Raw genomic sequence first — 24,318 nt, 5'->3', positions numbered from 1 at the left:
GGTATACTGCCGGCTGTTTTTGTTTTTAATTTATTCTAACTACCCTCAATATAAAACGACAACTTTAAGTGAATTAAATGAATAAAAAAATAATTTATTTAAGTATTGTTCTAATTATTAATCTTACAAATTTTATTTATCCGCAAAAAAAAGAAATAGTTGCTTACTATCATGGTAATTATTCCGATGAAAATATTGGTCATGAAAAATATATTGAATCCATTGGATTATTTGAAAAAATTACTGTACTCAATTATGCTTTTGCAATTCCCAAATTAGATGATTCTGGTAAAATTATACCTTTAATTACAAACCCACATCATGCATATCAAAAAATTTATCCAAGCGAAAAAAGTGTTGATGGAGTTGGCGATGATTCTACTCAAAATTTAAAAGGTCAGTTTAATCAATTAAGAAAAATTAAAAAATTACATCCTCATCTAAAGATTCTAATTTCAATTGGTGGTTGGGGAGGTTCAAAATATTTTTCTGATTTGGCTTTAACTCATGAATCAAGAGAACATTTTGTAAATTCATGTATTGATATGTTCATTTTAGGAAATTTACCTATTGAAAATTTTTCGGGAGGAATTAACTCTGCTTTGGGTGTTTTTGATGGTATTGATTTGGATTGGGAATTTCCTATAACTGGCGGACCAGAAGGAACACATTATAATCCAAATGATAGAGAAAATCATACAGCTTTATTTAAATTATTCAGAGAAAAATTAGATTCGATAAAACCAAATTTATTATTAACCGCAGCGGTTACCGGAAGATCAAATGAATTTTGGCTTTATAATTTTAACGAAGATCAAAAATATCTTGATTGGCTAAATTTAATGTCTTACGATCTCCATGGAATTGCTGATAATTTCTCAAATCATCATACAAATTTATTAAGTTCTGAAAAAGATGTTGATCCAAAGCGAGAATCATTAGACAGAATGGTTAGATATTTATTGGATTCTGCGAAAGTTAATCCCGAGAAAATTGTACCTGGTGCAGCTTATTATGGCAAAGGTTGGAATGTGAATGATACAATTAATAATGGACTTTATCAAAAAGGTACTTTTCTAAATGAATGGGGATTTATACGATTAAAAATTATACTGATTTCAAAGAACTAAATGAAAAAGGATTTAATTGTTATTGGGATGATAATACGTTAGCACCTTTTTTATTTAATTCGAAAAAGAAAATATTCTGGTCGTTTGATGATCTACGATCAATTGCTTTAAAATCTCGTTACGTCGATGCTTTTAATCTTCGAGGCTTAATGTTCTGGCAGACTTTCGGAGATGATTCTCTAGGTAATTTAACCAAAACAATTTATAATAGAAATATGCTGGATGTAAAATTTGAAAAAACTGATGGCAAAAATATTCATCCAATAATTAAAATTATTTCACCAATTGAAAAAAGTAATTTTAAAAAAGGTGAAAATATAATTATAAAAACAAGTTCAGAAGATGAAGACGGAAAAGTAGTTAAGGTAGAATTTTTCGTGAATGATAAATCAATTGGGTATAATACATTTGAGCCATATAATTGGGCTTGGTTTAATGCTTCTTTGGGTGAACATGAGATTTATTGCATGGCCTATGATAATTTTGGGAATACTTCTGTTTCTGAAAAAATTAAAATCAGAATTCAAAAATGATTTGTAAAATTCATGTTTAATGTTCGAAATTAAAATTAGGAAAAAATGAAAATTTATTTTGCGATTAAGAATATATTATTGTTAAGTATATTTATTTTTTCAATTGAATATGAAATATTCGGACAGAATAATTTACAATTGGATTGCTTCACAATAATTGTTGGAAAAAATGCATCTATTGATGGATCAGTAATTGTTGCTCATAATGAAGATGATTGGGGTAAACAAATTGTTAATCTTTATAGAACTTCTGAAAAAACTCATAACAATGATGATAAAATTATTTTAGCAAATGGTGGAACTTTAAAACAAATCAATAAAACTAATGGCTTCATTTGGCTTGAATTACCTGGGATGAAAGTTGCAGATGGATTTATAAATGATAATGGTGTTGTTGTCGCATCAAATGGCTGCCCCTCGCGAGAAGATAAACCGGATTCAACGGATGGTGGAATTCTATATTGGCTTAGAAGAATAGTTGCAGAAAGAGCTAATACAGCAAAACATGGTGTTAGAATTGCCGGTCAACTTATTGAAAATTATGGATATGTTTCTTCTGGAAGAACTTACACAATTGCAGATAATAATGAGGCGTGGGTTTTATCAGCTGTTTATGGAAAACACTGGATTGCTCAAAGAGTTCCGGATGATCAAATTGCGGTCATTCCAAATTTCTATACAATAAAAAATATAAATCTTTCCGATACGTTAAATTATTTAGGTTCATCGGATATTATAAGTTATGCAGTTAAAAGAAGATGGCACAACCCGAAAGAATCAAGTGAATTTAATTTTGCAAAATCTTATACAGCTATAACTTCTATAAATCATCCCGGAAATATCAATAGAATTTGGCGTGGTATAAATTTACTTTCACAAAAAGAATTTAAAATCAATCAAGAGTTTCCGTTTTCTTTTAATCCTTTTAAGAAAGTTGATGTTGAAGATATTATGGAAATACTTAAAGATCATTATGAAAATTGCGAACTTGATAAATCAGAAATGTATAAAAATGGTGATCCTCATTACAAAAATTATTCAACAATTTGCAGTGAAACTACTCAATACAGTTTTGTTGTTCAACTTAGACCAAATATGCCGGTAGAAATTGGTACAATGGTTTGGCTAACATATTTTAGACCATGCGTGAATTTATTTGCCCCAATTTATTTGGGAATAAAAAATTTTCCAGACGGATTTTCTTTTACAAATGCTGAAGAAGCACTCAAAAATCATTTTGATCCCGATGAAACAATATTTGAAAAAAAATCTGATCATGTTTATTGGGATTTTGTTTCTGCAAATGAATTTGTTGGAAAAGATTTTTCATCAAACTTTCCCAAAATAAAAAATCGAAATAATTTATTACAAAAAGATATCATTAGAAAAACAAAAATTTTTGAGAATGAAATTCTTAATAAATATTCTAAAAATAAAGAGAAAGCATTAAAACAAATTGAAGAATTTTCGCAAAAAAATATTTTGGAAATTCATAAAAATGCAATATCAATATTGAATGATTTAGAATAGTTTAACAAAAGAATTAAAAGTTCGATGTGAATTAAAACAATCTATAAAATAAATCGAGTTAAATATGAACAATAAAATATCACGACGAAAATTTATTAAAAATACTGCAACAATTTCCGGAGTTTCGATTTTAGGAATTGGAATGACGTCCGAATTATTTGCAGAAAAAAAATTTATTTCGCATAGACCAAAAATAAGTGAAAGAAAATTTGTAAGTGATGCAGTTGAAAAAACGATTGTCGAAGTTAAGAAAAATATTGCGGATGAAGAACTTGCTTGGATGTTTGAAAATTGTTTCCCAAATACTTTAGATACAACTGTTAAACATGAAATTAAAAACGGTAAACCCGATACTTTTGTAATTACCGGTGATATTAATGCAATGTGGCTTCGTGATTCATCTGCACAAGTTTGGCCTTATTTATCTCTTGTAAAAAATGATGAAACTTTGCGAAAACTTCTTGCCGGTGTAATAAATAGACAAACAAAATGTATTCTGATTGATCCTTATGCAAATGCATTTAATTACAGTAATGAAGGAAGTTACTGGCAATCAGATTTAACTGATATGAAACCGGAACTCCATGAAAGAAAATGGGAAATAGATTCACTTTGTTATACAATTCGTTTAGCCCATGGTTATTGGAAAGAAACAAATGATACTTCTGTTTTCGATGAAGATTGGGTAAAAGCAGTTAAATTAATTCTGCAAACTTTTAAAGAGCAACAAAGAAAAGATAATTTAGGACCTTATAAATTTCAAAGAGTTTCCGCCGTTGCTACTGATACTGTACCGCTTGGCGGGTATGGAAATCCGACTAAACCAAACGGAATGATTAACTCAAGTTTTAGACCATCTGACGATGCTACAATTTATAGTTATTTGGTACCATCAAATTTATTTGCATTGCAATCCTTGAAACAATTACAAGAAATTTTTTCAAGTGTTATAACAAATAATCAAATTATAGAAGAAATTAAAAATCTAAAATCTGAACTTGAAGAAAGTATAAGTAAATATTCTGTGAAAGAACATTTAAATTATGGCAAAATTTATGCTTTTGAAATTGACGGGTATGGAAATATGTTATTTATGGATGATGCAAACATACCGAGTTTATTAGCTCTTCCATATTTAGGAGGAATAAATCATGATGATGAAGTTTATCAAAACACACGTAAATTTATTTTAAGCGACGATAATCCATATTTCTTTAAAGGAAAATTTGGCGAAGGAATTGGAGGACCACATGTTGGATTAAATATGATCTGGCCTCTGGCAATTACAATGAGAGCTTTAACTTCAAACGATGAAGAAGAAATTAAAAACTGTTTAGCAATATTAAAGAAAACACATGGCGGTACTGGATTTATGCATGAAACATTTCATAAAGATGATCCAAATAATTTTACAAGAGCTTGGTTTGCATGGGCAAATACTTTATTTGGTGAATTGATTTTAACGTTATATAAAACAAAACCTCACTTACTAAAACTTAATTATTGATTTAGAGTTTATTTAAAAATATTTCGACACATGAATTTGGAATTTAAATGAAACAGATATTTATTAAAATATATTTTACTTTTTTCTTTTCAACTTTAATTTATGCTCAAACTGATTATACAAAATATGTAAATACTTTTATTGGTACTGCAGAACACGGGCATACATATCCGGGTGCAAGTTTACCATTTGGAATGATGCAGTTAAGTCCGGATACCGGAACCGAAGGTTGGGATTGGTGTTCGGGTTATCATGCAAGTGATAATTCAATTATGGGATTTAGTCATACTCACTTAAGCGGTACCGGAGTTGGAGATTACGGAGATATTCTTTTTATGCCAGTTACCGGCGATGTTAAGTTCAATGCCGGAAGTAAAGAAAATCCGGATGAAGGATATCGATCAAGATTTAATCAATCAACAGAAAAATCTTCTCCCGGATATTATTCGGTTTTTCTTGAAGATTACAAAGTAGGTGTAGAATTAACTACATCTAAAAGATCTGGAATTCATAAATATAAATTTTCAGAAAATTCCGGAAATTTAATTATTGATTTAGTTCATGGAATTCAAGATGCAGCTATAGAAACTTATATAAAAATTATTGATAACAATAAAATAGAAGGATACCGAACTTCAAGCGGTTGGGCAAAAAAACATACAATTTATTTTTATGCGGAATTTTCTCAAATTATTTCTGAAAATATTCTTCAATTAGATGGAAAAGAATTAAATGATAAATCAGCAAAAGGGCAATATGTAAAGGCTGCATTAAAGTTCAATTTTAATTCTGATAATGAATTATTGGTGAGAATTGGAATTTCTCATGTAAGTATTGAGGGAGCAAAGAAAAATTTGTTAACTGAAATTCCGAATTGGAATTTTAATAAAGTTAAAAATAATGCTGCAGAAATTTGGAATAATTGGTTAAGTAGAATTGAAGTTGTTGGCGGAACGGAAAATCAGAAAATTACTTATTACACATCTTTGTACCATGCTTTTTTAGCACCAAATATTTTTAGCGATGTTGATAAAAAATATATTGGCATGGATGGCAAAATTAAAATTGCGGAAGATTTTGATATGTACACAATTTTTTCTTTGTGGGATACATTTAGAGCACTTCATCCTTTAATCACAATACTAGATGAAAAACTTACCAATGATTTAATTAAATCGTTAATTGCAAAATATGATGAAAGCGGATTATTACCAGTTTGGGAATTGGCTTCAAATGAAACTAACACAATGATAGGTTATCATTCAATTCCCGTAATTGTTGATGCATTTATAAAAGGAATAAAAAATTACGATATTGAAAAAGCATATAGAGCAATGGTTAAAAGTTCTATGCAAGATGAAAGAGGTTTGGTATACTATAAAAAAATGGGTTTCATTCCTATGGATAAAGCTCATGATGCAGTATCAAGTACTTTAGAATATGCTTATGATGATTGGTGTATTGCAATTATGGCAAAAGAATTAGGTAAAGAAACTGATTACAAATATTATATGTCTCGAGCAAAAAATTATATTAATATGTTTGATACAAAAACAAAATTTATGCGGGGAAGATATTATAGTGGTGAGTGGAGTAAAAATTTTGATCCAATTTCTCCTTCATATTTAGGTTCCGGTGAGTTTACAGAAGGAAATTCATGGCAATATTCTTGGTTTGTACCTCAAGATATAATTGGCTTAAAAAAATTAATTGGTGGTAGTGAATTATTTAAATTAAAACTTGATTCTCTTTTTACTTTACAAGTCGATTATGAAAAATATCAAATGCCTTCAGATGTTACCGGACTGATCGGTCAATATGCGCAAGGGAATGAGCCCAGTCATCATATTGCTTACTTGTATAATTTTTGTGGTTATCCTTGGGAGACACAAAATATTTTAAGAAAAATTATGGATGATTTTTTTCATGCTGGAAGAAATGGATTATGCGGAAATGAAGATTGCGGTCAAATGTCAGCTTGGTATTCTTTAAGTGCAATTGGATTTTATCCGGTGTTGCCGGGAAGCAATCAATATGTAATTGGTAGTCCGCTATTTGATAAAGTTACAATTCATCAAGAAAACGGAAAAGATTTTACAATAATCGCAAATAACAATTCTAATAAGAATAAATTTATTCAATCTGCTAAATTAAACGGAAGTAGTTATAATAAATTATTTTTCACTCATAACGATTTAAGAAATGGTTCAACTTTAGAATTTGAAATGAATTCTGAGCCAAACAAAAATTTTGGAAAAGAACAATCATCACAACCATTTTCAGAAATTAGTAATGAATTTTCACAAGTTAAATATGAAAAATATTTTTCGCCGGTTGCTCATCCGCATAAAAATCTTTTTGCAAATACAATTAAAATTGAATTAGATAATTTTAATGAAGGAACTGAAATCAGATATTCGTTGGATAATTCAGAACCCACACTAAATTCCTTTAAATATACAAATCCATTTGTTATAGAAAAATCTATTATACTTAAAGCAAAAGTTTTTGGAAATGATCTTTTACCTTCTGATGTTTTGGAAAAATCTTTTACAAAATCAATTGTTAGAGATGAAGCAGATCCATTCTGCTCTGAAAACGGAAATATTTATCCAGTAATTATTGAGAATAAAAAATATCATTCAAATTATACCGGAGGTGGAGTTAATGCTCTAATCGATGGAAATTTTGCATCAACAGATTTTAGAAGCCCATACTGGCAAGGTTATGAAGTTAATGACTGTGATATTATAATTGATTTAGGAAAAATTGTTGAAGTAAATAAAATTTCTGCAAACTTTTTAGAAAACCAAGGCTCATGGATTTTTAGTCCTCAAAAAGTTTCAGTATCGTTTTCGGAAAATGGAAAAAATTACTCTGATCAAAAAATTATTTGTGATAATGAAATTTTAGATAATCCGCTAACCGAAATAAAAACTTTCACAAAAGACTTTAATAAAATTAAAACTCGTTATATTCATTTTATTGCTGATAATATTGGTCAATGTCCATCATTTCATAAAGCAGTAGGCGGCAATGCATTTATGTTTATTGATGAAATCACAATTGAATAAATTTTCAAATTATTTATGTTTTAAAAAATTTAGGAAAATTAAATGAAGAAATATTTAGCTATTTATTTTTTATTTATTGGAAGTATTATTTCTCAAAACAATAATGAGTATCCCCAAATAAAAATTGCGTTTAATCCAGAAAAATATATTTGTTATAAAACTATTGGTAAAATTACTATAGACGGAAAATTTAATGAAAAGGATTGGGAGAAAGCTGAATGGACAAAGGATTTTGTAGATATCGAAGGTGATTTAAAACCAAAACCATATTATAATACGCGTGTTAAAATGCTTTGGGATGATGAATATTTTTACTTTGCAGCATTGTTGGAAGAACCTCACATTTGGGCAAAACTAAAACAACGAGATACGGTAATTTTCTATGATAATGATTTTGAAATATTTATTGATCCCGATGGTGATACTCATAAATATTATGAATTTGAGATTAATGCGTTTAATACTCAGTGGGATTTGATGATTGTAAAACCTTATCGAGACGGAGAAAATGTTGCTCTTAATGGATGGGACATTGCGGGATTAAAAACGGCAGTTGATATAAATGGAACCATTAACAATCCGAATGATGAAGATAAATACTGGACGGTTGAAGTAGCCTATCCATGGAAAGCTCTAGCAGAAATGACTGAAATGAAAAGCCCACCGCTTGAAGGGGATCAATGGAGGGTTAATTTTTCAAGAGTTGAATGGGATACTGAAATTATTGATGGAACGTATAAAAAGAAAATTAATCCTAAAACGGGAAAATCATTTCCGGAAAATAACTGGGTTTGGTCATCTCAAGGAATTGTAAATATGCATTCGCCAGAAACTTGGGGATATACACAATTTACGAATAAACTCGTTGGAACTGAAAAAGTTGAATTCAATTTAAATACTGATGAATATGCGAAATGGGCACTACGCAAAGTTTATTATGCTGAACATGATTACAAATTAATTAATGGAAATTTTACGGATGAATTTGAAAAACTTAAAATAAAAAATTTAGATATTCATTCATCATATATTTGGCCGCCAAAAATAAAAATTACATCAACACAATTTGAAGCAATTTTACTTAGCAAAGATGAAAAAAATAAATATATAATATATCAAGATGGATTAGTTAAAAAACAAAATGTTAGTAATGAGAATTAAAATGAAAAATACTTTATTAATCTTTGTAATCATAATTTTATTCCAAAATATTTTTGCGCAAGAGAAAATAGTAATTAGCAATGGATTAGCGATTAAAATAAATCCTCCAGATAGAAGAAGTCTATCGCAAATAGATCCAATTGAAGCGGCAATAGTAAATGGAAATTGGAGTGAACCAAAAGAAAATGATGTAATTAAAATTGATACTATTACTTCTCAATGGATTTCGGTGCAAGCTGAAGATAACGGTTGGTTTGAAGATCGGAATCTTCGAGGTTCATACTTATATCATAAATATGAATCCGATAAAGAAAAAATAATGTTACTTGAGGGGTATACTTATTATAATGTTTTTGTAAATGGTGAACCGCGAATTGGAAATATTTATGGAACAAAAGAAAATTACGAAAGCTGGGAACCAAATTTTAATAATTCATTCCTTCCAATAAAAATAAAAAAAGGGAAAAATGAATTTTTATTTCAGATGAATTTTGGCAGAATGAAAGCAGTATTGCATCAAATAAAATCGCCGGTATTTTTTAATCTAAATGATAATACTTTACCAGATATTTTTAAGAATGAACCTTACAATAATTTTGGAGGAATTGTTATTGTTAATGCACAAGATGAAACTTTGAAAGGTGCAAAAATAAAAGTGATCAATCAAGATGGGGAAGTCACAATTACAGATGTTCAACAAATCATTCCAATTTCTATTAGAAAAGTTAGAGTTAATTTCTCCGGAATTGCTAAAAGTTCGGAAAATGAAATTCTAAAAATTCAATTAATTGTTGATGGGAAAATTACGGATGAACAAGAAATAAAACTGAAATGTGTTGACAAACTTGACGCATACAAGCAAACATTTATAAGTTCAATTGATGGAAGTGTACAATATTATGCTGTAAAACCTTCTTCAAATTTAAATCCGGAAGATAAACAAGCTTTGTTTTTATCTGTACACGGCGCAAGTGTGGAAGCGATAAACCAAGCTGGTTCTTATTCAAATAAAGAGTGGGGAAATATTGTTTGTCCTACAAACCGCCGACCTTACGGATTTAATTGGGAAGATATCGGACGAATTGATGCAATGGAAGTTTTAAATATTGCAAAACAAAAATTTAATGTTGATGAAAATAGAGTTTATTTAACCGGGCATTCAATGGGCGGACATGGAACTTGGTATCTTGGTGCAAATTATCCCGATCAGTTTGCGGCAATTGGACCAAGTGCCGGCTGGATTTCGCTTTGGAGTTATAGATACAGAGAAGATCAAAATAAGCTAGGTGATATTCAAAAAATGTATACAAAAGCATCAAAGCAAAGTGATACTTACACTTTAGCTCCAAATTATTCTCAACTTGGTGTTTATGTTATTCATGGTGATGCTGATAGTGTTGTTAGTCCATTTCAAGCAAAGAGTATGTTGAGAACATTAGAAAAATTTCATAAAGATTATGATTCACATTTTGAGCCGGGAATGGAACACTGGTGGGATATTGATACTGTAAAACCTGGAACTGATTGTGTGGATTGGACTCCCATGTTTGATTTTTTTGCCAGACATTCTCGATCTTTGAATAGAATTAAAAAATTATCTTTCACAACAGCGGCACCGGGAATTTCTTCAAAAAATTATTGGGTTACTATAGAACAACAAAATGAACTTTTTGAATTCAGTAATATTGATATTGAATTTGTTCCTGAAGTAAATATTTTTAGAGTAAATACAAACAATATTAAAACATTTTCTGTTGATGTAAATCAATTAGGATTATCAGAAAATTCACATATAAAGTTTTTGATAAACAATGAAGAATTAAGCGGAGTAAGCAATAATGATAAAATTTATTTAATCAATGATGGAAAGAATTGGTATTTTTCTGAAACTATTAATTATCAAGAAAAAAATCCTTTACGATATGGCTCATTTAAAGATTTGTTTAGGGAAAATTTGATTTTAGTTTACGGAACAAATGGTACACAAAAACAAAATGATGAAATCTTAGCAAAAGTAAGATATGATTCAGAAATGTTTTGGTATGTGGGAAATGGTGCTTTTGAAATTGTTGCCGATAAAGATTTCAATCCCGAAAAATATAATGACAATAATATTTTTCTTTATGGAAGTGAAAATCAAAATAGTGCTTATAAAATTCTGCTCGAAAATTCTCCGTTAAAAATATCAAACGAAAAAATTTCAATTGGTAAAAATATTGTTGATGGAAATAATTTAGCTTGTTATGCTGTTTATCCCAAAAAGGGAAGTGATAAAAATTTAGTTGGAATAATTGCCGGTACCGGTGAGAACGGAATTAAATTATCATATATGCGACCTTACTTAAAACCCGGCTCTTCATTTCCGGATATTACAATTTTTAATTCAAAAATTCTTGAGAAAAAAGATCAAGGGATATGTGCGGCTGGATTTTATGGAAATGATTGGTCGATAGAAAACGGCGATTTTGTTTTTGATTAATTTTTTTTTGGAAATCAATAACCGAAATGAAAAATATTATTTATTTGTTATTCTGTTTTTGTATAGGAATTAATAATATTATTTCGCAAAATAAATTTTTAACAAATGATCATGCATATAATTCAATTTCAGATTATTCCGGTGTATATGTCAAAAACACTAATTTCAATCCAAATGAATTATTTATAAAAAAGAATTGGAATGGCAAATGGATTTGGGTAAACAATAAAATTTATAAAGAATATCAAGAATCATTTTCTACGTGGATTAATAATAATCCGGAAAGAAATAAAAAATACAGAGCATTATTCAGAAAAAAGTTTACCTTAAAAAATTTACCGGAACTATCAGTATTAAGTATAACCGGTGACGTTTCTTTTAGAGCTTACCTAAACAATAAGTTAATTGCATTTGGTCCGCCAAATATAGGGAGCGATTACGAAGATAAAAATCCTCCCAACCATTGGTTTTTCACTTCTCATAATGTTTTAAAAGAATTGAAATTAGGTGAAAATATTTTAGCTGTTGAAGTACTTTCATTTGATTTGGTTTTATCTGAAACGACTTCCGGAAAAGGCAAATTTATTTGTGACTTGGATACTAGTAAAAATGAAACAATAATTTCAACCGACGAAACTTGGAAATGTGTGATTGATACAAGTTATGGAAATATTAATAATTGCTTTTCATTTAATTCTAATCTTGAACCTAAAAATTGGTTTGATGAAAATTTTAATGATGAAGGTTGGAGTATTGCCTCAATAGTTAATTTTAAAATTGATGACTATTTATTGCAAAGTAAAATTCCCATTTCCTTTAAACATAAAATTCAACCGATAATAATTATCGAAAAAACAAAAAGTGGTGAATTATTAATTGAAAAAAATAGTCTGCTTAATAAATCTTTTTGTGAAACTGAAATAACTTTAGATTTCGGAAAAAATATTTCCGGATTTTATTCATTTAAAATTACGGCATATAAAAATGATACAATTAAAATTATTCCGATCGAAAAAAAAAGAGCTAATAGAAAAATTATTTTTATATGTAAAGATGGTGTAAATGATTTTTCAATTCCGTATCTAAATGTTTTTAGATATCTAACATTTCAAATATCCTCCAAGAAAGGAATAAAAATTAATTCGTTGGGTATTGAATATTCTTCATATCCAATTTCTTATAGTGGAAGTTTTTCTTGTTCCGATGAATTCTATACAATGCTGTGGAATATTATCCGTTCCACAACACAAATGTGTATGCAAAGTTTATATTTAGATTCTCCGCTGCATCAAGAGCCGCTTGCATGTACCGGTGATTATTTAATTGAATCATTATCAAATTATTATGCTTTTGGCGATAAATGGTTAGCAAGACAAGATTTAATAAAAACTGCAAAGATGCTTGAGAAAAATAATTACGATATGTTTCATACAAGTTATTCGCTGCTTTGGGTTCAATGGTTGGTAGATTATTTTCGTTATTCAGGAGATGTTGGAATTGTTAAAGAACTTTTACCTCATGTTAATCAATTAAACGAATTGTTTTCAAAATTTCTTGATGAAAAGTTTTTACTTTCTCAAGCTCCGGATTATATGTTTATGGATTGGATAAAAATTGATAAGTTTAATGCACATCATCCCCCTTCAGTAATTGGTACCGGTTATCTTACAGCTTTTTATTACAAATCATTAATTGAAGCTTCAAAGTTAAATGAAATTGTTGGCAATGATTTTGAAAAAGAAAAAAATATTGCGTTAGCTTCCAAAATTAAAACAGCTTTTAATAAACATTTGTGGGATGAAAAACAAAAACTCTACAAAGATGGAATTCCGTTTTTAAGCAATGTAAAAAAACATTTCTGGTTACCGGAAGATGAGAATATTGTAACATATAGTCCGCATGTAAATACGCTTGCAGTTTTATATGATATTGCACCGAGAGAAAAACAAGATGAAATAATGAATTATGTGATCGCTCAAGAAAAAATTGATTTGCAACCTTATTTTACATATTATGTTCTTTCTGCGCTAACAAAGATTAATAAATTTAGTACAGATGGTTTAAGACTTTTAGATAAATGGAAAAACGGAATTGATTTAGAAACTTACACTTTAAAAGAAAATTGGCAAGATGAAACAGAACTTGGCTATGTTGGGGATTATAGTCATGCATGGGGTGGTTCGCCATTATTTTTTATGTCAAGTGAAATACTTGGAATTACACCGGAGAAACCGGGTTATAAAACAATAAAATTTACGCCATTTAAAAATGAGAAAATTACTTGGGCAAAAGGTGAAGTACCAATTGATGAAAATTATAAAGTTGAAGTAAGTTGGGAGAGCATTAGTACTAATATCTATAAATATGAATTGAATATTCCTATGAATTATTCTTGTGTTCTGAGACATCCGGAAGAATTTAAAGATTATTTATTTGCAATAAATAATCAAGAAAAAGGAATTGCAATTGGCGAATTTAATTTAACTTCTGGTAAATTTTTAATTGAGTATAAAAAAAATAATTTTAATCATTAAATGGATAATACTCATCCCCTATTTCAGTATTAAAACTTGCGACTTTATTTTTATATTTTACTTTACAAAACTTTCCATTCTTAGAAATTATTTTTGCATAAATTAATTCGCCATTTTTCCATTTCATATCAACTTCAAAACCGCCTTTAGCACAAAGTCCACTTACTTTTCCGTTGTTCCATTCTTTTGGTAGTGCCGGTAAAAGTTGAATTTCATCATCATTACTTGTTAAAAGCATTTCTGCAATTCCTGATGTTGTTCCGAAATTTGCATCCATTTGAAACGGAGGATGTTGACCAAATAAATTAGGGCTTGTACTTTTTGATAAAACAACATCTAAACTTTTTTTTGCATTTTCAGATTCTTGCAATCTTGCATATAAATTAATTAACCAAGCTGCGCTCCAACCAGTATGACCGCCGCCATTATCAATTCTATATTGAAGAGATTTTTTAGCAGCTTTTGCAAGTTCCGGAGTTTTAGAAAGTGAAATTTGAGAACCCGGATGAAGTGCAATTAAATGTGACATGTGACGATGGCCCGGTTCAACTTCTTGAAATTCTTCATTCCACTCCAAAAGTCTGCCATCACTTCCAATTTTTGGACCTTGTAATCTTTCTTGAGAAATTTTAACCTTTTCAACAAATTCATTGCTGATTTTTAATTCTTTGCAAGTGAAAATAAAATTATTAAATAAATTCCAAATAAGTTGTTGATCATGAGCTGGTCCCATAGATATTTGGCATTTACTTCCATCCGGTGCAATAAATGAATTCTCCGGCGAACCAGCTGGACCGGAAACTAATTTACCAGATTTTGGATCTTCAACAAGCCAATCCAAATAAAATTCAACAGATGATTTTAGAACCGGGAACATTTCTTTTAGAAAATTTTTATCCAAAGTAAATTTATAGTGTTCGCCAATATGAGAACAAAGCCATGCGCTTGCACTTAAATGCATTCCCCAACTTGAATTTTCTCCCGGAGCTGTATAACCCCAAACATTTGTTATTGGATGAATAACCCAGCCATTTGCATTATAGTGAACTTTTGCTGTTTGTTTTCCGGGTATTACAAGAGATTCAATTAAGTTAAATAATGGAAGATGCATTTCACTTAGATTTGTAATTTCCGCTGGCCAATAATTCATTTGAACATTTATATTTGTATGATAATCACCATTCCACGGAGTTTGAATTTTATTAGTCCAAATTCCTTGAAGATTTGCGGGTAGTTTTCCGGGTCTTGATGATGAAATTAGAAGATATCTTCCGTATTGAAAAATCAATTCAACTAATTTTAAGTCATTTTTATTTTCTTTAAAATTCTGAACTCTAAGATCAGTTGGAATTGTATCCTTTTCATTATTAGTTAAGTTGAAATTTACTCGGTTATAATATTTTTGATAATCCCTAATATGATTATAATATAATTCCTCATAATCCTTTTTAAATGCATTTTCAATATTAGTATTGCTAATGTTTATATAATCTCTGCCAATATAATTAGGATATTTTAGTAAATAATTTGTTGATGCTGTTAAGAATAAAATTACTTCATCAGAATTTTCAATAACAATAGAAGAATCAGTGTAATTAATTTTTCCGTTTACATTTTTGATTTTTAATCGCGAAATATATTTTAACCCGTTTCCGCCTTTGCCATCATTAAGTTCACCAAACATAATTAATTGATTATTTTCAGTTTTGGTTGAAAACCGTTCGGGTCTATCTAATTTACATTCAAACGAAATTTGTTTCGGTTTATCTGATGTTAACTTTAGAACCATTACTTGATCTGGGAAAGATGTAAAAATTTCTCTTGTAAAATTTACTCTATTTTGAGTATAAGAAACCTTCGCAACTGCATTGTTGAGATTTAATTCACGATAATAATTACCGTATTCTGTGTTATTAGAAAAATTTATCCAAAGATTACCTAAAGTTTGAAATGAACCATAAGGTACATTTGTTCCATTACCATTCCCAGAACCGTAACTTTTACAAATTTGAGTTTTTGCAGTTAGTTCAGAAGCCTCTCTATATTTTTCATCAAAAAGTAATTTTCTTATTTTGGAGATTGCTGGAAATGATTCGGGATTATTATTCTCATCCGGACTTCCCGACCACATACTTTCTTCATTTAATTGAATCCTTTCAAAATTAACATCTCCGTAAACCATTGCTCCTAGTGATCCATTTCCCAGAGGAAGTGCTTTTAACCATTCTGGATCATCAATCCAAGGATTTTCATTATCCGGAATTCTTGCATTTGCTGGTTCTTTGTACCATAATTTTAATTGAGTTATTTCTTCATCAGATTGATTACAAGAGAAAAAAATAAATGAATTTGATAATAATAGTATTAAAAATGACAAAAAATTTTTCATCAAATTTATTCCCGAATGATTTAACAAATTAATTATCCCCAAGTGTTTTCATTTTAAATTTCTCTAAACTAGGAGAAACATGTTCAACTCTCATAATATTTTCAACTTGTTTTACAATTTCCAAATTTATATCTGCAATATTGTTTTCTTCTCTTATATCGTTACTCAAATCATAAAGTTCAATTTTCATATTTCCATTTTTTATATCTTTTCTAACTGCTTTGTAATTTCCCAATCTAACAGCTTGTTGACCACCATACTCCGGAATTTCAAAATAGAGATAATTTGGCTGTTCTTGTTTTTTCCCAAACAATGTAGGCATAAAACTATTACCATCAATATTTTTTGGAGTTGGAATATTTTGTATATCACACAAAGTTGGCAATATATCCCAAAATGCAGAAATGTGATCTGATTGTGAATTTGTTTTAATTTTATTTGGCCAAGAAGCAATAAATGGAACTCTTATTCCGGCTTCGTATAAAAATCCTTTACCTCTTCCATACTCACTATTAAAAATACCGCCACTGTTAAAAAAGGTTGGATCAGCTCCTCCAGCAAAAGAAGCACCATTATCGCTTGTGAAAATAATTAATGTATTTTCATAAATCTCTAATTTCTTTAGTTCAGAAATTATTTCACCGACTTGTTCATCCAAATATGAAATCATGGCAGCGTATGTTGCATGTGGATACCGCGAAGGAAAATATCCGGTACTTCCATCATATGGTTTTTCATATTCAAACTTTTTAACGTAATAATCAATCCATTTTTGTGGAGCTTGTAATGCAACATGCGGAATATTTGAAGCATAATAAAGAAAGAATGATTCCTTTTTATTTTCATTTATGAATTTTATTGCTTCCTTTTGCATTAACTCTGGAGCATAATCAATTAAATTAAAATCAGAATAACTCTGTAAATCATATGGATCGGCATTATCATTAATCTTTTGATGTGGAGGAATTAATTTATTACTTAACAATTCTTTTTCTTTATTTCGCCATAAATGTTTTGGATAATATGTGTGAGCTTGTCTTTGACAATTGTAACCATAGAAAAAATCAAATCCGAGATTGTTAGGAATTCCATCTGAAAGGGGAGCACCCAATCCCCATTTGCCAATTAAAGCAGTTTTGTATCCACTGTTTTTAAGCAGTAGACTTAATGTGGGAATTGAATCCGGAATTGGTCTTTGTCCCTCCAAATTTGCATCTTCAACGACTTTTGTAAAATCCCAAACATCACCTCTTTCTTCCCATTCATCATTTCCTCTTATGTACGAATGGCCGGTGTGATGACCAGTTAAAAGTGCACATCGGGAAGGTGCACAAACTGCTGAACCAGAATAAAACTGAGTAAATTTAATACCGCTTTTTGCAAGTTTATCAATATTAGGAGTTTCAATTTTCTGCTGACCAAATACACCCAATTCTCCGTAACCAAGATCATCAGCAAGAATTAAAATAATATTCGGTTTATTTTTGTTTCTGGTTATATTTTCTTCTTGTGCAAGGTATTTAAAATTTGTTAAAAAAGTTACCGAAGTAATAATAATTGCTGAAAGTTTTATTCTAAATAATTTCATCGATATAGATTACATTTATTTAAGTTAAGATAAACTATTATCAAAATTATTTTAAATAAGTCATTTTTTTATAAGCTAAATTTGAGTTTACTTGCAGTTTATAAATGTAAATTCCGGAGTTTAAATTTTTTGCATTAAATTCAACATCGTAAATTCCAGCTGATTTATTTTCATTTAATAAAGTTGCAATTTCTCTTCCAAGAACATCGAAAACTTTCAAATTTACATTTGAATAATTTTCCGGAACTACAAATTTTATTTTGGTAGTTGGATTAAATGGATTAGGATAATTTTGATATAATGTAAAATTTGTTGATAATAATTTTTCCTCATTTATATCAACTAAATTTTCATAAACATAATTATCTTGTGCTAAATGATATAAGTATAAGTGTCCCAAAGTTACATACCAAAAATTTGTTCTGTTACTAATATGTTCTAAATGTTCCCATGGGTAAGTCTTATCCCATTCCATTACATTTGGGTGACACATTAAATGATAAACACCGCCTTTCGCTGTTACTTCATCAAACTTACTATTTAAATTATTTATATCGTTTGTGCCAATTCCCCAGCCGAGTTGAGAAGCTGGTGGATCAAAAGCTCTTGTAACTGTAAATGGAAAATAAGTTTCGGATTCATCATTCCATTCGGCAAAGTCATCAAAAAAATTATTATGATAAAGTCTGTTTACTAACATTTTATTTTGTCCAATAAGCGAATCTATTATTTCATCAAAATATCCGTTTGGTGCTATAAAACTGTAAACATATTCTCTGTCACCACTTCTGTACAATTCAGGCATTTCCAAATTATTTATTATATCATTTTTACAACCGGTTATTTCTGAATCATAATCTCCATAAGCTGCCCAACCGGGATGTGTTCTTGTATGGACTCCGGCTTCAATAAATCCGGTGTTAAGTTTATTTTGAACAAAATTATATGTGTCTTTGCTCATTCCGTTTGTATTCATTGCCAATGTTAAATATAAATTATATTGAAGAAAATTTGAGATTGTTACATTAAATTTATTTTGACTCCAGCCAGCCATGTCATCTGCACTTGCAGTAATTGCTGCTTCTCTATTATCATAAAATTTTGTGATTTCTTGAAATGTTAAAATTAAATTTTCGTTAAAATTGTTTTCAGCTTTTAGAAAAATTGAATCTGAATAACTTTTAAATCCAACCGAAACAAAAACTAAATTGTTAACAGAATCAATTCGCACAGTTTCATGGTGATTGTAATAATCTAATGAAATACTTTCTAATGAATCCCAATTTTCTGGAATTGAAAATTTATTATAAATTTTAATTCCATTTGAAATATCAGAAACTGAAAATTTATACGTTAACGGAAATTGAAATCCATAATCGATATGCATTTGCGGATCAACAGAAATAATTATTTCTGATTTTTCATTTTCTGTAATTGTTATAATTTTTTTTGGTAAAGAATAAATAATACTTGAAGTGAATATGAATAAGAATAAAATAAAATTTTTCATAAATAGTAGTAAATTTTTGTTAGTAAAATATTTGAATTAGTTAAAACTTATTTCATCAATAAAAATCCATGCATCATGATTTTTGCCTTTATGCCATTCCGGAATTGTCTTAATATTTTTTGCAACAAGTTTGATAAAATTAAATTTCCTTCCGTTTGTTTTGAATGATATATTTTTAATAAATGGATTTCTATAATTCGTTGGTTGGTCAATTTCTAATTTATTGATTGTTGTAAAATTAATCCCATCTTCTGAAATTTGCAGATTTACAAATTGTGGTAAGAAAATCCATTTATCCAAATCTTCAAGAAAATTTATTGAAACGTAATTTATTTTTTTGATCCAATTAATTTCGAAAATAATTTCAACATCATTTCCTTCAAACCCTTGCCAATTACCGTCCGAGTAAAGTTCGGTTCCTAATTTTCCATCAATAAGAGCAAAATCTCCATTGGCTCTATATTTATTACTAAATGATGTAAAATATTTTGGACGTTTTAATTTTGTTAATTTAAAATCAGCTTTAACAGTTCTGCTTTCTTTTTCATTTAAAATTGCTTTAGTTTTAATCGTTACATCAGAATTTAATTCAATTGGATGAATGTATTTGTAGGAATTTAAATTTGGTTCACTTCCATCTAATGTATAATAAATTGAATTATCATCATCATGAAGTATTTCAACTTTATCACCAATATTAAAAAGTCCACCATTAGGTTTAATCATTGGTGAATTTATAAAATTACCGGTATTAATATTTTTCAGAGCAGTTTTATTTAATTTGATAATTTCTCGATCATAACTTAAAAGTCCATTCACTTCAGTTTCAACATCTGTTGTTTGCGTATAAACCACTGCACTAAGTGCGGAATCTTTTGCATAATTCCATATATCCGAATAAAATTTTTCATAATTAAATAATAATTCATCGGGATCAGTAAATGAAACATAACCCCAATTTTCATTCGTCCAAGTATGATCAGCAATTCTTAATCCCATTCCGCCAAATTCACCAATTACAATAGCTCTATCGTTTTGCGCTTCCGGCATTCTTGGTGCAGGATAACTGTGAATATCGTAAATATCTCCAACATTTCGATCGCTCCATCCACTTGTATTATTTACCAATCGCGATGGATCTAAACTTTTGATTTTTTTTGTAATTCTCTCTGTATCAAACTGACCCCATCCTTCGTTAAATGGAACCCACATAATTACACTAGGATTGTTAAAGCGAGTAGAAATTAATTTTTCCAGTTCAAATTCATATTGATTTGCTGATTCATCAGATCGAATAAGATCAGATTCTTCCGGAGAAATTTTCTTATCGCCAGACGGCATATCTTGCCAAACTAAAATACCTAGTTTATCACACCAATAATAAAATCTTCGTGATTCAACTTTTACATGTTTACGCAGCATATTAAAACCAAGTTCTTTAGTAATTTCAATATCTGATTTTAATGCTTCATCTGTTGGTGCTGTATAAATTCCATCCGGCCAAAAACCTTGGTCAAGTGGTCCATTTTGAAAAACAAATTTATTATTCAGAAACATTTTTGGTCTGCCCAATGAATCTTTTTCTAGTGAGATTTTTCTCATTCCAAAGTAACCAAAGATTTGATCAATAATTTGATTATTATTTAATAATGAAATTTCTAAATCATATAAAAATGGATTTTCTGGTGACCAAAGAATTGGCTGATCGATTTTAAATTCTAGAGAATCTTGATATGAACCAGAATAAGTTTGAATAATCTTTTTATTTTCTTTTACGGAAATTATTAATTGTGTATTCAGACTTTTGCTGTTGGCATTAACTTTTAGTTTTATTATTTGATTATCAATATCCGGTGTTGCAAAATATTCTTTTATATATATTTCTTTTACTGGTTCAAGCCAAACAGTTTGCCAAATTCCAGTAGTTGATGTATAAAAAATTCCCCCCGGATTTTGAACTTGTTTACCGCATGGTTGAGTTCCAATATCTGTTGGATCCCAAACAGAAATCATTAAAGTCTGTTCTCCTTGATCATTTAGATATTCAGTAATGTCAAAGCTGAAAGGATCATAACCGCCTTTATGTTCTCCAGCAAATTTATCATTTATCCAAACTTTTGTCTGCCAGTCAACTGCTTCAAAATGTAAGAGAATATTTTTCCCATTCCAATAGGAAGGAATAGAAAAATTTCTTTTATACCAAAGTAAAGTTGAATCATTAACAGATTTTTTAACTCCGGAAAGTGATGATTCAATTGGGAAGGGGACAAGAATCTGTTGATTAAATGTATTAGGATTTTCATTTAAACCGGTTAGCTCATAATTCCATAATCCATTTAAATTTATCCAATCCTCTCTAATCAAATTTGGTCTGGGGTATTCCGGATGAGGATTGTTTGGATCAACATCCTTTGCCCATCTTGTTTTAATATTTCCTTCAACCGGTTTCCAAGAATTTTGTGCAATAATCTTATTTAGAAAAATTGCTGTAAAAATTAAAAGAATGAAAAATATATTTTTCATATTGTAATTGTTTTTAGTTTAAAAATAATCATGATAAATTAATTTTATACATTCCTAATTTGGTTTATTACTTTTTAGTTTACAATAATTTCATCAACAAATAAAAAAGCTTTACCTTTCCCATTATTATAACCAATATGCCATCGTGGACAATTGATCAAACTTTGTGTTTTAACTTTTATAAATCTTGCTTTAGCATTTTTGACAGTTAAAGAAAATGATTCCGTAAAAATTCCATCCGTATGTTCATCTATTTTATTTTTAACTTCTCCGATTTTTTTGAAATTAACATTGTCATCGGAAATAAAATATTCAACTGATTTTGGAAGCCAAATCCATGATTTAATTTCTTGTAAAAAATTCGTCCTAATTGAATTAATAATTGTCGATTCTTCAAGATCAACAATTGCTTCAAATTCATTTTCTTCAAAACCAAGCCAGTTAAAAAAATAATTCGCTTCGCCAATTGTTCCATCAGTTAAAGTTTCATTTCCTTTTACCAAATAATTTGGATGAATTTTACTTAATACATTTACATTTTTTTTATAAGCTTTGTGAATCGTAAAACCATCATTAAAATATTTTTGCATTGAAGAATAATATTCATCGGGAGAAGTTCCTCTTTCATGCAAAGCTTTTATTCCAGAAGTTTTTGCAGTTTCAACAAAATTGATAAGTCTTTCTTTCATTTCTTGTTTAACCGAAACGGTATTATTATTGATTTCGAAAATTGAATATTTTTTGGATACATTTAATTTGGAAAGTTCTAATATTGCATAGTCCAGCGGTAGTCTAGCAGTTTTTATTCTATTTAAATATTTCTGATTATCTTTTACTGCGTTTTCGGCATCATCTAAAATTTTAGAATACTTTTCTAGTAATTCTGGTTTTAGATAACTTGCTTTCCCGGTTGATGGATAACCATATATAATCAGATGATCGCCGGAAGCAATTAAATTAGTTTGAATCAAATTAAAATATTCTTTAATGCTGGATGATGCATTTCCAAAATAACCATCGAAATATTCATTCATTATTGCATTAACATCAACATCCGGATTCCACATTAACTCTGCTAATACATATGCTTTTAAATCATGAAAATCACTCCATGAATCACCACTTCCTTGTTCAAATAAATATTTTACACCATGATCAACAAACATTTTTACATTTGGCTGAAGCACATGAAAATTAGGGAAAGGATCAGTGTAGCTTGAAAATTGAACAACATAATCCCAAATTTTTATATTATTTGTTAACTTACTCCATTCTTGTATATCTCTATTGAAAAGATCATTTTTGTTTTCTGCAATCGGTTTACTTCTATCACATTCAATTGTACAAAGAACAACCATTACATTTGGCTCGGGCTTAATTCCTATTGGTGCTTTTCTTGTGTATTGATATGCTAAAGTTGAAATTGTCTTATTAGGAAATTCTCTTGCAACTTTGTTTACAAATTCAATCATTGTTCCAGCTGGACTTTGATAAATTGAATCTGCATTTGAACAATTCTGACACATACAAACACCAAAATTATCATTCTGCGAAACATCCCAAACTTCAGCTTCCGGTTTTTCTGCCATCTTTCTTTTTAATTCTTCAATAACAATTTTAAAGACATTTGGATTTGTTAAACACAATTGTTGATGCGGAATTCTTATTCCATTAATCTCTGAAAAGTATTCCGGATTTGTTTTGAAATATTTATCCGAGGGAATCAAATTTTCAAAAGTATGAACAAATGAACCATAATTTTTATTTCTTTCCGAAACATGATGCAACTTGTGCCAATCACAAAATAGTTGAGATGATCTTGCAGATGGTAAATGTAATTCTCTATAAATTATTTTTGGAACTTCCGTAATAGAAATTTCCGGAATTGTGATAGTTTCATTTTTCGGAATTTCAATTGCATCCGGCGTATACATTTTACAACCTAGAATATTATCTAAAAATGTATAAACTCCGTATAATGTTCCTTTTTTCTTTCCGCCGAGAATTACAATTTTATTATCAAAAGTTTTTATTGAGAATCCATCAAGACCAAGAGAATCAATATTTTTAATTTCGAGATTTTTTATTCTATTGGTATTACCAATTAAAATTTCATAATCATTTTCTTCAATATTATCCGCAACAATTTTCAATTCTACATCAGAAATTTCCTTAATATACTTTTGAAGTTCTTCGGCTGAATGTTTTTCAATGTCATTTGCATTTTCAGAAATTACAATATTGTATTTTGACGAATTATTTTCAACTAACTCAATCTCCGATTTGCATCCGGATATAATTGCAATAAATAAAATCGAAATTACAAAAACATAACAATTATTTTTCATTATTAAACCTTT

13 protein-coding genes are annotated in these 24,318 nt (G+C 29.1%); 8 read left to right on the top strand and 5 right to left on the bottom strand.

Annotation, left to right across the window (positions count from 1 at the left end):
• Window positions 1-77 precede the first annotated feature (77 nt).
• The 8 genes from IPM32_16645 to IPM32_16610 all read left to right on the top strand — a co-directional run bounded on the left by IPM32_16645 (window position 78) and on the right by IPM32_16610 (window position 13,948).
• Window positions 78-1,130 carry a hypothetical protein gene (locus IPM32_16645; GenBank protein MBK8946879.1) on the top strand — a complete coding sequence of 351 codons (1,053 nt, stop codon included), beginning with the start codon at window positions 78-80 and terminating at the stop codon, window positions 1,128-1,130.
• A complete protein-coding gene (locus IPM32_16640; GenBank protein MBK8946878.1) occupies window positions 1,085-1,663 on the top strand; it encodes a hypothetical protein in 579 nt (192 codons plus the stop codon). The genes IPM32_16645 and IPM32_16640 overlap by 46 nt, the downstream gene beginning before the upstream one ends.
• Window positions 1,664-1,708: 45 nt before the next feature.
• On the top strand, window positions 1,709-3,193 hold the full coding sequence (locus IPM32_16635; protein MBK8946877.1) for a C69 family dipeptidase: 1,485 nt from the start codon (window positions 1,709-1,711) through the stop codon (window positions 3,191-3,193).
• A 64-nt stretch (window positions 3,194-3,257) separates the two neighbouring features.
• Window positions 3,258-4,700 carry a glycoside hydrolase family 125 protein gene (locus IPM32_16630; GenBank protein ID MBK8946876.1) on the top strand — a complete coding sequence of 481 codons (1,443 nt, stop codon included), beginning with the start codon at window positions 3,258-3,260 and terminating at the stop codon, window positions 4,698-4,700.
• 47 nt (window positions 4,701-4,747) lie between these two features.
• On the top strand, window positions 4,748-7,774 hold the full coding sequence (locus IPM32_16625) for a GH92 family glycosyl hydrolase (GenBank protein ID MBK8946875.1): 3,027 nt from the start codon (window positions 4,748-4,750) through the stop codon (window positions 7,772-7,774).
• 42 nt (window positions 7,775-7,816) lie between these two features.
• Window positions 7,817-8,935: a carbohydrate-binding family 9-like protein gene (locus tag IPM32_16620; protein MBK8946874.1), complete on the top strand. Its 1,119-nt coding sequence runs from the start codon at window positions 7,817-7,819 to the stop codon at window positions 8,933-8,935.
• 1 nt (window position 8,936) lies between these two features.
• On the top strand, window positions 8,937-11,414 hold the full coding sequence (locus tag IPM32_16615; protein ID MBK8946873.1) for a prolyl oligopeptidase family serine peptidase: 2,478 nt from the start codon (window positions 8,937-8,939) through the stop codon (window positions 11,412-11,414).
• Between the two features lie 26 nt (window positions 11,415-11,440).
• Window positions 11,441-13,948 (top strand): hypothetical protein, encoded by a 2,508-nt coding sequence (locus tag IPM32_16610; GenBank protein ID MBK8946872.1) that lies wholly within the window; start codon window positions 11,441-11,443, stop codon window positions 13,946-13,948.
• Here the strand turns inward: IPM32_16610 and IPM32_16605 are convergent.
• The 5 genes from IPM32_16605 to IPM32_16585 form a co-directional block, all read right to left on the bottom strand.
• The gene (locus tag IPM32_16605) at window positions 13,938-16,337 is read right to left on the bottom strand and encodes a glycoside hydrolase family 95 protein (GenBank protein MBK8946871.1); all 2,400 of its coding nucleotides are present in this window, start codon (window positions 16,335-16,337) and stop codon (window positions 13,938-13,940) included. The genes IPM32_16610 and IPM32_16605 overlap by 11 nt on opposite strands.
• A gap of 28 nt (window positions 16,338-16,365) precedes the next feature.
• Window positions 16,366-17,925: an arylsulfatase gene (locus IPM32_16600; protein ID MBK8946870.1), complete on the bottom strand. Its 1,560-nt coding sequence runs from the start codon at window positions 17,923-17,925 to the stop codon at window positions 16,366-16,368.
• 46 nt (window positions 17,926-17,971) lie between these two features.
• Window positions 17,972-19,435, bottom strand: coding sequence for a T9SS type A sorting domain-containing protein (locus tag IPM32_16595; GenBank protein MBK8946869.1), 1,464 nt, complete (start codon window positions 19,433-19,435; stop codon window positions 17,972-17,974).
• Window positions 19,436-19,471: 36 nt separating this feature from the next.
• Window positions 19,472-21,958 carry a chitobiase/beta-hexosaminidase C-terminal domain-containing protein gene (locus tag IPM32_16590; GenBank protein MBK8946868.1) on the bottom strand — a complete coding sequence of 829 codons (2,487 nt, stop codon included), beginning with the start codon at window positions 21,956-21,958 and terminating at the stop codon, window positions 19,472-19,474.
• A 74-nt stretch (window positions 21,959-22,032) separates the two neighbouring features.
• Complete coding sequence (locus IPM32_16585) at window positions 22,033-24,306, bottom strand: DUF4838 domain-containing protein (GenBank protein ID MBK8946867.1); 2,274 nt, start codon at window positions 24,304-24,306, stop codon at window positions 22,033-22,035.
• Window positions 24,307-24,318: the final 12 nt, after the last annotated feature.

The organism is Ignavibacteriota bacterium, from assembly GCA_016716225.1.
In the GTDB taxonomy this organism is placed as follows: domain Bacteria; phylum Bacteroidota; class Ignavibacteria; order Ignavibacteriales; family Melioribacteraceae.
The sequence above is the reverse complement of the archived record's forward strand: the minus strand, read 5'-3'. Positions and strand labels throughout refer to the sequence as shown.